Source organism: Antarctobacter albus, from assembly GCF_900101505.1.
Lineage (GTDB): Bacteria > Pseudomonadota > Alphaproteobacteria > Rhodobacterales > Rhodobacteraceae > Antarctobacter > Antarctobacter albus.
On record NZ_FMZI01000019.1, the window covers coordinates 37,893 to 50,655 of the forward strand.

The window sequence follows — 12,763 nt, forward strand, 5'->3', positions numbered from 1 at the left end:
TGTGACTCGGGCGCAAAGAGGCAAATTGCAGTCCCGAGTCACTTTCGCGCGGGGTCGGCGCCGGACCGCGCAGCCGGATCAGTCGAGGGCCGCAACCAGCCGGGACAACCGCAGCCAGAGCGCCGCCGCCTCGGGCGCCGGAACCCAGACATCCGGCCCCTGGCCATTGTCCAGGACAAGGCAGGCATGCCCGCCGAAGGGCGTCGCCGCCGAGGGGCTGCCCGCCGGGGCGGACAGGCAGGCGTCTTGCAGGCCGCGCGCACCTTCTCCGGTGATCGCAAGGACGAGGTAAAGATCATCCGCCGGGCTGACCGCAAACCCGTCGTGCCAGCCGGGCACCAGGTCCAGCGGCTCGGCCGTGATCAGCAAGGCCCGGTCTCGGGCGATGCGCAGGGCAAAGGGGGTGTGAGGGCGCGCGTCCAGGAGGCCCAGCAAGGCCGCACCGGGGGCAAGCGCCGCAATGGCCGCATCCAGGTTTCCCGAGATCAGCGCCGCGCCCGTCGCCGGCAGGCAGGTGACGGACATGCTCTGCCCCTGCAGGATGCTGCCCGGCGTGGGGCTGGCTGTCGTCCAGAGCGTGCTGTCGTCAGGCAGGTCAGTCGGCAAGGCGGGTTCCCTCCGGATCGAAGGCACAGGGCGCGCAGATACGTGCGGTGCGGTGTTGGCCCAGGTGGAAGACACCCAGCGTGTCCCCCATTCGGTCAAGCCCGGCGTCCACCAGGGCCAGGGCAACAGATCGGTTCAGCGTCGGGCTATGATAGGAGGATGTCACAAAACCCAGCGAGCGGGCGGGCCCGTCCAGCGGCACCAGATGCGCGCCGGTGGGCAGCGGCGCACCATCACAGTCCAGGCCGACCAACTGGCGCCGGTCCTCGCGCATGGCTTCGGGCGTGAACAGGGCACGGCGCCCGAAATACTCGTCCTGCCGCCGCTCTCGCGGGCGGCCCCAGCCCAGGTCCTGCGGCATGGTGATGCCGTCCGTGTCCTTGCCGATCAGGATGTACCCCTTTTCGGCGCGCAGGATCATCAGGGCCTCCAACCCGATCCAGTGACCGCCTAGCGCCTCGCGCGCGCCTTCGAGAACGGTCATCAACCCGGGCGCATGGCGGGCGGGCACGGACAGTTCCCAGCAGGCATCGCCGGTAAAGCTGACCCGGGCGGCGCGCAGGGGGACCTGGGTCCAGCGGGTTTCCACGACCTGCATGTGGCGCAGCGCGGTGACGTCATCGGGCATCCCGGCGGTTTCCAGCGCGGTGCGTGCCTGCGGGCCGGAGACACTGAGCGTCACCCACTGCGCGGTCACGTCATGGACAAAGACACGGGACGGGTCAAAGCGGTCCTGCCGCGCCTCCTCAAGGATCAAACGCACATGATCGACATGTGAGGACGAGGCCGAGAGGATGAAGCGATTGTCGTCCAGCCGCAGGGTGACGCCATCATCCGCCACCACACCATTCTCGCCCAGCATGAACCCGTAGCGCGCGCGCCCGGGTTTCAGCGTGGACATGGCGACATAGCCGCAGAAATCCAGCAGCTCCGCCGCGCCCGGGCCGATCACCTCGATCTTGCCCAGGGGCGAGGCATCGTAAAGGCCAAATGTCTCGCGCGCGCCCTTCGCCTCGGCCTGCGTATCGCTGTACTTGGCGGGTCGGCGCCAGCCGCCGTACTCTCCGAACGTGGCGCCAAGGGCCGCGTGCTGCGGTTCCAGCGCGAGGCGCTTGAGCGGGTTGAACAGTGCGCCGCGCCGCATCCCGCCCAGGGCAGTCAGAGGAATGGGCGTGAAGGGCGGGCGGTAGGTGGTCGTGCCGGTTTCGGGGATCGTGCGCCCGGTCAGTGCAGCCATCGCCGCGAGACCCGCGAAATTGGAACTGCGCCCCTGGTCGGTGGCCATGCCCAAGGTGGTGTAGCGCTTGAGATGTTCGACGCTGCGATAGCCCTCTTGTGCCGCCAGCTTCACGTCCTTGAGCGTGACGTCATTCTGCGGGTCGATCCAGACGCGCCCCCTGCCCTTTGGGTCCGGGCGCATGGGGGCAAGCGCCCAGGTGGCGCCGGCGGCGTTCGGGGCTGACCCCATGCCGCCGCCTGCCGCATGCCCCTCTGCCAGCGCCGCGTTCAGGCCGAAGGTGCCATTGGCCGCCCCCGCCGGGATCAACGGCGATGTGCCGGGGCGCGGGATCAGCGCGTCCCTGTCCACGTCCCAGTCCAGCTTGCCGCCCGTCTGGCAGTGCAGGTGCACGCTGGGCGTATAGCCGCCCGAGACCAGCGCGGTATCGGCGTCGATGTGCTGCCCTCCGGCACGGACCGCGCCAAGGCTGCGCGTTCCCCTGGCCGCGTCGATCGCCACGCCCCGGCGCACTTCGACGCCCTCGGGCGCTGCGGGCGTGTCCTCTCGGGCATCCAGCAGGGTTACATGGCATCCCGCCTCTGCCAGCGCTGCGGCCACGGGATAGCTGCCGTCATTGCCCGTCGCCAGGACGATCCGACGTCCGGCCACGGCGCCGTAGAGCACAAGATGATGCAGTGCCGCTTCGGCGGACATGACCCCCGGCAGATCGTTGTTCGCAAACCAGAGCGGTCGTTCGATGGCCCCCGCCGCCAGCACCACTTTCGCGGCACGGATGCGCCAATGGAAATCGCGCGCGCCCCGCTGCCAGGCCGCGAACAGCCCGTGATCGAAGGCTCCCCAAAGGGTCGTATCGGTCAGGACGCGGCCACCCGCCGCCTCGACCTTCTGCACCGTGTCGGCCACGAAGTCCTGCCAGGGTCCGCCCTCAATTTCTCCACCGCGCCAGCGCAGGGTGCCGCCGGGGGCGCCTGCCTCGTCCAGCAGCCAGACCGTGGCCCCATGCCCCGCTGCGGCCCGGGCCGCCGCCAGCCCGGCGGGACCGGCCCCGATCACCAGCAGGTCGCAACGGGCGTTGCGCTGCGGCATGTCGCCGGACGGGCGGTTGGACGGATCAAGACGACCGAGGCCCGCCATGCGGCGGATCATCGGTTCCCACCGCATCCAGCCGCCCGCCATGAAGGTCTTGTAGTAGAAACCCGCCGGCAGAAAGCGCTGCGCCAGGTCCAGCAGGCCCAGAGGATCGCGTGCGGCCTTGCGGGTATTGACGGCCCGCAGGTCCATGCCGTCGCGCAGCGGCGTCAGCGTGGCGCGGCAATTGGGCGTGGAGATCCCGCCGTGGCCGACATCGAACAGTGCGTTCGGCTCCTCTCCGCCAAGGCCCCAAAGACCGCGCGGGCGGTGATACTTGAAACTGCGGCCAAGCACGCGGGTGCCGGAGGCCAGCAGCGCCGAGGCCAGGGTATCGCCCGCGTAGCCTGTGTGCCCTTCTCCATCGAAGGTAAAGCGCAGGTGTCTGTCCCGGTCGATCTGCCCCAGTGTCGGATGGCGCCAGCCGCTCATGTCGCGGCCTCCCCGCGCCCGGGCAGCGCCGCAGCGTCCAGCACCTCGCGGGTGACGGTATCGCGGGTCAGCAACAGGAATTCACCGCAGGTGAGATGCACCCAGACCTCTCGCGCCCGGCCTTTCGGCGCATCCGCGCCGTAAAGGTAATCGGACCAGGCGGTGTCCGTGACCTCGGGCGCCGGCTCAGGGCGATGCTTACCCGCCTCGGCGGCAAAATGAAACTCGGTCTCGTCGCGGGGACCGCAGAAGGGACAGGGGAATATCTGCATCTGGTCACTCCTGTTGGCTGCGGTCCGCGCACCAGACGCGGCGCGGGGCCTGTCCGCCGGGACGGGTTGTCCGGGACCCGGTCAATGGGCGATCCCCGAACCTGCCGCCTCGTCGATCAGCCGGCCCTCGGCAAAGCGGGTCAGGTCGAAGGGGCGCGAAACCTCGTGGTGGGCGCCGGTGGCCAGCATATGCGCAAGCAGCCAGCCGCCCGCTGGGATCGCCTTGAACCCGCCGGTGCCCCAGCCGCAGTTGAGAAACAGCCCCTCTGGCCCGGCGGGTCCGAGGATGGGCGAGCTGTCGGGCACCACGTCCACCACGCCCGCCCATTGCCGCAGCAGTTTCAGCTGACCGAAGGCCGGGAACATTTCCAACAGGCCAGAGACGATGGTTTCCTGCACCGGCAGGTTGCCGCGCTGGCCATGCGTCGGCACCCGGTCCAGTCCGCCGCCGAAGACAAGTTCGCCCTTGTCGGACTGACTGACATAGGTGCCGGTGCCGAGGTACAGCAGCACCGTGTCCAGCATCGGTTTCACGGGTTCCGAGACAAAGGCCTGCAAGGCGTAGTCATGGATCGGCAGGCGGATGCCAAGGGGCGCGACGAGGCCCGGCGTGGCCCCGGCGGCGGCGATGCCCAAGCGGTCGCAGGCGATGGGGCCCCGGTCGGTCTCGACCCCGGTGATGCGCGCCCCCGTGGTGGAGATCCCGGTGACGGTAGTGCCCTCGACGATGTCGACACCCAGCGCGCTGGCGGCACGGGCATAGCCCCAGGCCACCGCGTCATGGCGGGCGATGCCCGCGCGTCCCTGCCAGACACCGCCCAGGCACTGGTAACGCGCGTCGGGCGCGTCGTTCAGCAACGGCAGGCGGGCGCGGGCCTCCTGCGGTCCCATCAGGCTGCCGTCCACGCCGTTCAGCATCATGGCATTGGCGATGCGGGCGCAGATCTCCATCTGCATCGGCGTGTGGGCGGCGATCAGCATGCCGCGCTGGCTGAGCATGACGTTGTAGTTCAGCTCCTTGCTCAGCCCCTCGTAGAGCCGCAGCGCGAGGTCATAGAGCGCGACGCTTTCGGGATAGAAGTAGTTGGACCGGATCACCGTGGTGTTGCGCCCGGTATTGCCGCCCCCGATCCATCCCTTTTCCAGCACGGCAACCCGCCTGACCCCGTGGTTCTTCGCCAGGTAATAAGCCGTTGCCAACCCGTGCCCGCCACCGCCGATGATCACCGCGTCATAGGCGGGTTTCGGATCTGGCTTGCGCCAGGCCGGGCGCCAGCCCCGGTGGCCGCGCAGCCCCTCCCGGGCCAGTGCGAGGGCGGAATAGCGCGTCATTCGGCCAGGCTCCGGGCAATGCGCTTGAAATCTTCGACCTCGCTCGGGGCGGGGTGCTGGCCGGTGAAGCAATAGAGATACCCCTCGACCCGTGACAGGCGCTCCTCCAGCGTTTCGGACAGTTCCAGGGCGTAGTACCCGATCTGCTGGTAATAAAGCACGCGGGCGCGGATGTCGGCCTCTGCCGGGTCATAGCCGTGGCGGGCGAACATCTGCGCGATGGCCTCTTGCCGGGCCGTGTCCGACCGGTCGAGGGCGGCGCGCACCGTGTCATCGCGGCGCGCCCATTCCCGGACGGCGAAATCCAACCGGTGGTTGAAGCCTTTCGGGTCCACCACGCAGCGAAAGAAATTGTTGAGCGCGGCGGTGATGGTCGGCGCGGGCAATCCGGCATGGGCGATCATGACGCCGGTGTTGGTCCGCTCCCATTCGGCCAGCAACTGGTCCAGCAGGTCCTGCCGGCTCTGGAAGTACCAGTAAAAGGACGAGCGCGACACGCCCAGGCGCGCGCCGATGGTCAGCACCTTGACCGATTGCACGCCGTCAGAAATCAAGACTTCCATCGCTGCGTGCAGCCAATCCTCTCGTGTGACCTTGGTATTGCCGGGGAGGTCTGGGACCTCGGCCTGTCGCTGCTTTCCGCTGTCATCTCCTGCCATCAATCCGCCGGCGCCGCGCCGCCCTCCCCGGTGCGTTTGGCAATGAACCCATCCAGCGCGGCCAGCCGGTCGCCGGTGGCACAGGCCGGGGCCTTGTGATCGGCCAGGATCTGCTGCCAGAGCCCCAGCGCGCGGTCGTTGGCATCCAGGCTGCCGCGTTCGGTCCAGGTACCGAAGTTCGACCAGTCCGCCACCAGCGGCTCGTAAAAGGCGGTGGCGTAGCGCTCCATCGTATGCGCGCAGCCGAAGAAATGCCCGCCGGGCTGCACCTCGGCCAGGGCGTCAAAGCCGATCTCCGCATCGGAACAGGGCGTTGCGGCGCAAAGCTCTGCCATGACCTGGACCATCTCCATGTCTGTGATGAACTTCTCGTAGCTGACGGTCAGCCCGCCCTCGATCCAGCCCGCCGCGTGGATGACGATGGATGCACCCGACATCAGCGCGCCCCAGGCGCTGATCTCTGTCTCATGCGCGGCCTGCGCATCGTTGGTGTTGGCCGCGCATCCGGCGGCATTGCGCCAGGGCAGCCCGACGAGACGCGCCAGTTGCCCAGCGGCCAGGCTTGCCTTGACCTGTTCAGGAGTGCCGAAGGCGGGGGCGCCGCTTTTCATGTCGACGTTCGAGGCGAAGGCACCATAGCAGACCGGCGCGCCCGGGCGGGCCAGTTGGGTCAGGGTGATGCCCGCCAGCGCCTCGGCATGGCTGAGCGTGACCGCGCCTGCCACCGTCACCGGCGCCATCGCCCCCATCAGGCAGAAAGGGGTGACGACCGAGGGCTGGCCGTAGCGGGCGAAGTCGATCAACCCCTGCGCCATCGGAATGTCGATCTGACGTGGCGAGTTGGTGTTGATGATCGTGTAGCAATGCGGCTGCGTGCGGAATTCGACCTCGGACAGGCCGCGGAATTCGGCAATCATCTCGAAGGCGTCCAGCGCCTGCGGCGTCCCGCGCGAAAAGACAAAGGGCACCTTGTCCGAGACACTCAACTGCATCCGGGTAAAGGCGTAGTGGCGCAGGTGGACGGGGATGTCCTGCGGCTCCACCCCCGGCGAAAGCATCTGGATCGCGTCGAAATGCTGAACCAGTTTCGTCAGCTCCTCGACATCGCGCAACGTGCCCGCGCGGCGGCCGCGCAGGAGGTCGGAACAATTCGGCGCCCCTGCCCCGGACTGAAAGGCAAGCGTGCCCAGGGCCATGTCCAGATCGCGCGAGGGATCGCCGCCATGCAGCGTGAACCGGCGGGGCGCGGAGGCCAGCGCCGCCTCGACCACCTCTTGCCCGATGCGGACCATCTGGCTGTCCTCGTCCACGATGCAGCCCGCCTGCGCGTAGAGTTTGCGCGCCTCGGGCAGCAGCACCTTGAGGCCCAGCTCCGAGAGCACGCGGAGGGCGGTGGCGTGGATGGCCTCGATGCGGTCCTGCGTGAAAACCGTCTGCGGGGTGAACGGGTTGGTCAGCTGGCGATAGTTGACCTTGCGGGCCGGGGCCGCATCGTCGCCACCGCGTTTGCGGCGGCGACGGGCCGGGGTCTGTGCCTCGGTGGCCATCAGACCGGCTTGCCGCGCATGGCGTTGCCCGCCGGATCGTAGGGCGACGGCGCGATCACGCGCGCGGGCCTTTCGGCGCCAACCACATGGACGGTCAATTCCGTGCCCTCGGCTGCCGCATCCGCATCCATCATGGCCAGGGCGTAGGATTTGCCCAGCGTGTGACCGTAGCCACCGGAGGTGACAAAGCCCACGCGCCTGCCATCCTTCCAGACCGGCTCATACCCACTGGCATCGGCGTCGGTGGCATCCACTTCCAGCGTCACGACACGGCGCTTTGCCCCCGCCGCGCGTTCCTTCAACGCGACCTCCTTGCCGATGAAGTCCTTGTCCCAGTCGATCCAGCGGTCCATGCCGGTTTCGCCCGGCGTGTAGCCCTGGGTAAATTCCGCCGACCATATGCCAAAGCTCTTTTCCAGCCTGAGCGAGAGCATCGCGTTGAAGCCGTATTCGCGGATCTCCTCGTCGGCTCCAGCCTGCAGCAGCAGTTCCCGCAGCTTGATGTGATCGCCCATGCGCACGTTGATCTCGTACCCAAGTTCGCCGGCGACGGACATGCGGGCGACACGGGCGCGGAACAGGCCAACATCCAGCGCGGCGCAGCCCATGAAAGGCAGATCGCCCGCGCCCTCGCAGACCTTTTCTATGACGGCGCGCGAGCGCGGGCCGGTCAGGGCAAAGCCGCAGATCTCTTCGCCCAGGTCACGGATGCTAACACCCTCGTCCAGGTGATCCTGGAACCAGCGCATGTGCCATTCGCGCAGGTAGTAGCTGCCCATGATCCACCAGGTGCCGTCGCCCCAGTTCATCACCGTCAGGTCGCCCTTGAGCCGTCCGCCCGGTTCCAGCATCGGCGCCAGTTTCGCGCGGCCCGGCCTGGGCAGTTTCGAAGCCATGACCCGATCAAGCCACTTTTCTGCGTTCGGGCCCGAAACCTCGAACCGCGAAAAGCCGGTGATGTCGACCATGCCCACCTTTTCGCGGACGTGGCGGCATTCCTCGCCCACGATGTCGAAGGCGTTCGAGCGTTTCAGCGTCGGCACTTCTTCGAACCCCTGCGGCGCGAAATAGAGCGGCACCTCCAGGTCCCAGCTGCAGCCCCATTTGCAGCCCGCCTCGCTCATGGCCGTATAGGCCGGCGCGGTCTTCAGCGGGCGCCCGGCGGGCAGCTGTTCGTTCGGGTAGGTCATCACGAAACGGCGCGAGTAGAACTGGCCGGTCGTCTCCTTGATGTACCGCTTGTTCTGGGCGTAGTCGCCGTAGCGCGCCACATCCATCGGCCAGGCATCGGCCTCCGGCTCGCCGTGGATCATCCATTCGGCCAGCGTCTTGCCGACACCGCCGCCCTGAAGGAAGCCGGCCATGACCGCGCAGGCGGTCCAGTAACCGCGCTTGCCGCGCACCGGACCGACCAGCGGGTTGCCATCGGGCGAGAAGGTGAAGGCGCCGTTGACCCAGGTCTTGACCCCGGTGTTTTCCAGCACCGGATAGCGGTGAAAGCCACAGGTCAGCTCATGCTCGATCCGGTCGGTCTGTTCCTGGAACAGTTCCATCCCGTAATCCCAGGGCGCGCCGTCCATCGCCCAGTGTTCATGTTCGACCTCGTAGATGCCCAGCAGCAACCCCTTCTGGTCCTGCCGCATGTAGGTGAACCCCTCGAGGTCGACTGTCATTGGCACCTCGAAATCCAGAGCCGCGATCTCGGGGATGCTCTCGGTCACGAGGTAGTGGTGTTTCAAAGGCGAGACCGGCAATTCGATCCCCGCCATGCGGCCCACCTGTTTCGCCCAGAGGCCCGCGGCGTTGACCACATGCTCGCAGGTGATGGTGCCCTTGTCGGTCACCACCTTCCAGCCGTCCGCCACCTGTTCCAGCGACTCGACCTTGGTGTGTTCGAAATAGCTGGCGCCGCGTTTCTTCGCGGCCACGGCATAGGCATGGACGGTGCCGGTGGTGTCGATGTACCCCTCGCGGTCGGCCCACATGGCGCCAAGGATCCCCTCGGTCGACATGATCGGGCAGCGGCGCTGCGCCTCTTCGGGGGTCAGCAACTCGCAATCGTCGATGCCGATGGACTGGAACACGCGGTAGTTGGCCTGCAGCCATTCCCAGCGGTCCGGCGTGCCCGCAAGCGTCAGCCCGCCGGTCATATGCAACCCGATGTTCTGGCCGCTTTCCTGTTCGATCTCGGAGAGCAGGTCGATCGTATAGGCCTGCAGCGCGGCCATGTTCGGATCGGCGTTCAGCGCGTGAATACCTCCCGCAGCGTGCCAGGAACTGCCGGCTGTCAGGACGGACCGTTCCAGCAGGCAGACATCGGTCCAGCCGAACTTGGCAAGGTGATACAGCACCGAGGCGCCGACGACGCCCCCACCGATCACGACCACACGGTAATGCGTATTCATCTCCGTCCCTCCCCGGATTCGTTTTTGACAGGCTAGGAGGGGGGCGGATCCAAATCTAGACAGAAATGTCCAGAGATTGACACAGGAGCGACAGACCAGGCCGAAGGACCTGCGATTTTCCATCTCTTCGGGGACAGGACTGGACCCGTCACTTTGTGACGGGGCCAGCTATGCGTGGCGCGTCGCCGGCACCGCTACCGGCCAGGGCAGGTTTCAACTCAGGGCTGCCCGGATCAGCACGTCACTCCGGCCTCTAAATGTCTTGCGATCGGCTTTGCTGTCGAATGCGTCCTGGCGGCTGCCACCGGATCGGGCGCGCAGCCGTCGTTTCCTTCGACGAAGTTCCGGCGGCTCAGGCGGCGTCCATGCGGCCCGCAAGTCTTGCCCGGATCGACGGCGGCACTAGGCGGGCCGCGCTGATGCGGGGCATGTCCAGTTCGGGCACGGTCCGCTCTTCGCCATAAAGCGCCATGTATTCGGCGGCATTGTCGAATTTGCCCCGGGCCGCATAGTCGATGAAGGTTTCCGCAGGCACCCCATTGGCGAGGACAACGTCATGAGCCTCGGTCTCGACATGGTAATACGTGAATGTCCCGGGCATCTCTGACAGAGCCGTGAAACGGATCGTGTCGCCGTTGACCAGTGCCCCGGCATTGATCACGAGCCCGTCGATGATCAGCCCGTGATCCGAAGTCAGGAAGAGATCGGTGCGCGGAAGCCCGTTCCCCAATGCCCCTGAAGAAATCCGGACCGGTGCGCATTCGGGCCTGGTGAACATGGTCTTGCGGATCGTCTGGTGGCCGATCCACTTCACCGGCACGGTCTTGCCGGATGCGGTCACGACCGGATCGCCAATGCGCAGGGCTTCGACGGGCACCTCGCCTGCGGGTGTCGTGATGGACGTGCCTGCAAGAAAGCAGAACGTATATGGGGTGGAGGTGTCGATGGTGACGGTATCGCCAACACTCAGGCTGGAATCATTGGTAGAATAGAAAAAACTCAAGGTACCAAAAGTCACGATGCCTTCCCCCGGGACGATCCCTTGCAGGGTTTCGGTAAAACTGCCGCCGGAGGTCGCCGTCAACTGGGCGCCGGGCGCAATGGAGCCATCATTCACACCGTCGGCCGTGTCCTCGAACAGGGTCGGACTGGCGTCATAGACGCTGTTGATTTGGAACGTGCCGCCGCCGAGCGCCGTTACGGTGTAAAACCCGTTGAAAGTTTCCGACATCTCAAGTCATCTCCCGATCCGCTGCTGAAAAAACAATGCAAGAAACGCCTCACCCATAAACGAAACAGTCGTTCACGGCGCCCAGTCGGACCCGGACGATACCTCACCCCCAATTCATCGACCTGGCACACCTCCCGGTCAAGCCTTGCCTTGACGCGCCGACACCGGCGTCGGCCCGACATGCGTGCTGGTCTGCGGCTCAGGCGACGACGATGCAGCCCGAGGTCCAATGACGCGAATACGGGCACAGGGAAACCTGCCCGCCCGGTCGGATCAGGCTGTCACATCCTCGGACAGGTCGTCTTCTTCCTCTTCGGGAAGGTCGAAACTGTCCCACTTGGAGGCATTCGGCAGCATCAGCTGCTCATAGAAACCGCCCGCGCCAAAGGGATCGTCTCCGCCTGGCACCGGATCGGGCGTCGGGTCCGGCGTGGGCTCCGGGTCGGGATCTTCCGGCGGCGCGCCCTGCCATCTGCCGGCGTAGCTGTCCAGGAACTGCGCATAGAACCCGCCCGGGGAAAAGGCATCTCCGGCAGGGGGCTGCTCGGGTTCCGGGTCCTCCGGGGCCGGGTCCTCTGGCGTTGGATCTTCGGGCTCCGGATCCTCCGGTTGCGGCTCTTCCGGCTCTGGCTCTGGCTCTGGCTCTGGCTCTGGCAGGGGGCCGTCCACCCGCTCTCCATCCACCAGGCTGTATTGCTCGGAAACATACTCGCGCAGGACCCAGTCGGTGTAGGGTTCGCGCAGGTCGCCGTTCTCGTCGGTCACCGCCGGATCAAAAGCCGCGTAGGTCTCGAAGACAGATGTGACCAGAGCGGTTTCGTCCGGGGTCAGGTTCTCTTCCCCGGCCCAGCTTTCGTATCCGGTGTAAAGCGTGACGCCGACATTCTGGCCGTAAAGCTCCAGCGCCGCCTCGGCAAATTCGGTTGTGTGAACGTGGTCGCTGTGCTCGATCTCGCTGGAGTCATCCTGCAACATCACCTCTTGCGGGGCGTGCCGTGTCATGATCGCGCCCAGGACCTGGGTCAGCTCGCCAGAAGTGTAGGTCACCGCGCCATCGACGGTCGTTACCTCGTCCAGCACACCCTCGGCCAGCAGTTCGAGACTGCCAAAGCCATAGGGCTCGGTGCCCGCGCCATCGATTCCGTCAGGCGTGCGCAGGAAGTAGAGCCGCACCTGCGGCGCATCCGCCAGGTAGCTGCTCTGCACCTCCCAGGCCTCGCCACCGATGTCGAGGGTCACGGTCTCATCAACCCAGGCATCCGGGTCAGAGCCCGCCATCTGCGCATAGGCGGCCTTGGCCCCGGCCTCGCGCGCCTCCCAATAGTCGGCGTCCTGTCCGGCATCCCCCGCAGTGAGGTAGACCGTGGTCATGGGATCCCCCGCGGCGATGGTCTCGGCGATGCTGGGATTCATGAACAAGAGATCGTCGTCGGTATGCGCGACAATCGCCATGTCGCCCCCCGGGTCTGCCGGGCTGAGCGGCTCGACCGTCAAGTCGATCACTGTGGGATCAAACTCGGTCGCCGGGCCGGTTAAGTCATAGACCGGAAGTCCGACCGGCACCTCGGCCTGCATCTGCGCCACGGGCTGGTCGTCCTTGAGGATCGACATCACGCCGGCATCGTCGATCTGGGCCGAATAGGTGGCCGTTTCCCCGACCACCAGCGCATCCTCGGCCACCAGGCGATAGGTCTCGTCTCCCTGGATGAAATCAAAGTAGAGATCGGCGCTGGCCCCCATCTGGCCAAAGACCAGTTGCGGCGCCTCTCCCTGTGCGCCCAAGGCCATCAGGGGCTTTGACGTGCCGCCGCCAAGCGTGTCGAATTGCAGCGCCACGTCGATACGCAGCGGGCCAGTGAACAATCCGTTCAAGGTCGGCAAAGCCATTCGCCCAAGATCCCTGTTCTGCTG

The 12,763-nt window shown here is 66.6% G+C and carries 9 protein-coding genes; all 9 read right to left on the reverse strand.

What is annotated here, in order from left to right; all coding sequences use genetic code 11:
- Positions 1 to 78: 78 nt before the first annotated feature.
- The 9 genes from BLQ71_RS23190 to BLQ71_RS23230 all read right to left on the reverse strand — a co-directional run bounded on the left by BLQ71_RS23190 (position 79) and on the right by BLQ71_RS23230 (position 12,739).
- Positions 79 to 606, reverse strand: coding sequence for a hypothetical protein (locus BLQ71_RS23190; RefSeq protein ID WP_074623422.1), 528 nt, complete (start codon positions 604 to 606; stop codon positions 79 to 81).
- Positions 596 to 3,406, reverse strand: a complete 2,811-nt coding sequence (locus BLQ71_RS23195) for a 2Fe-2S iron-sulfur cluster-binding protein (protein WP_074623423.1) — start codon at positions 3,404 to 3,406, stop codon at positions 596 to 598. The genes BLQ71_RS23190 and BLQ71_RS23195 overlap by 11 nt, the downstream gene beginning before the upstream one ends.
- Complete coding sequence (locus BLQ71_RS23200) at positions 3,403 to 3,678, reverse strand: sarcosine oxidase subunit delta (RefSeq protein ID WP_074623424.1); 276 nt, start codon at positions 3,676 to 3,678, stop codon at positions 3,403 to 3,405. Before BLQ71_RS23200 ends, BLQ71_RS23195 begins: the two co-directional genes overlap by 4 nt.
- A gap of 81 nt (positions 3,679 to 3,759) precedes the next feature.
- Positions 3,760 to 5,010 (reverse strand): sarcosine oxidase subunit beta family protein, encoded by a 1,251-nt coding sequence (locus BLQ71_RS23205; RefSeq protein ID WP_074623425.1) that lies wholly within the window; start codon positions 5,008 to 5,010, stop codon positions 3,760 to 3,762.
- Positions 5,007 to 5,573, reverse strand: a complete 567-nt coding sequence (locus BLQ71_RS23210; protein WP_229754844.1) for a TetR/AcrR family transcriptional regulator — start codon at positions 5,571 to 5,573, stop codon at positions 5,007 to 5,009. Before BLQ71_RS23210 ends, BLQ71_RS23205 begins: the two co-directional genes overlap by 4 nt.
- A gap of 95 nt (positions 5,574 to 5,668) precedes the next feature.
- A complete protein-coding gene (locus BLQ71_RS23215) occupies positions 5,669 to 7,216 on the reverse strand; it encodes a trimethylamine methyltransferase family protein (protein WP_074623427.1) in 1,548 nt (515 codons plus the stop codon).
- Complete coding sequence (locus BLQ71_RS23220; RefSeq protein ID WP_074623428.1) at positions 7,216 to 9,621, reverse strand: GcvT family protein; 2,406 nt, start codon at positions 9,619 to 9,621, stop codon at positions 7,216 to 7,218. Before BLQ71_RS23220 ends, BLQ71_RS23215 begins: the two co-directional genes overlap by 1 nt.
- A 352-nt stretch (positions 9,622 to 9,973) precedes the next feature.
- Complete coding sequence (locus BLQ71_RS23225; RefSeq protein ID WP_074623429.1) at positions 9,974 to 10,852, reverse strand: Hint domain-containing protein; 879 nt, start codon at positions 10,850 to 10,852, stop codon at positions 9,974 to 9,976.
- Positions 10,853 to 11,125: 273 nt separating this feature from the next.
- Positions 11,126 to 12,739: a PIG-L family deacetylase gene (locus tag BLQ71_RS23230; protein ID WP_074623430.1), complete on the reverse strand. Its 1,614-nt coding sequence runs from the start codon at positions 12,737 to 12,739 to the stop codon at positions 11,126 to 11,128.
- Positions 12,740 to 12,763: the final 24 nt, after the last annotated feature.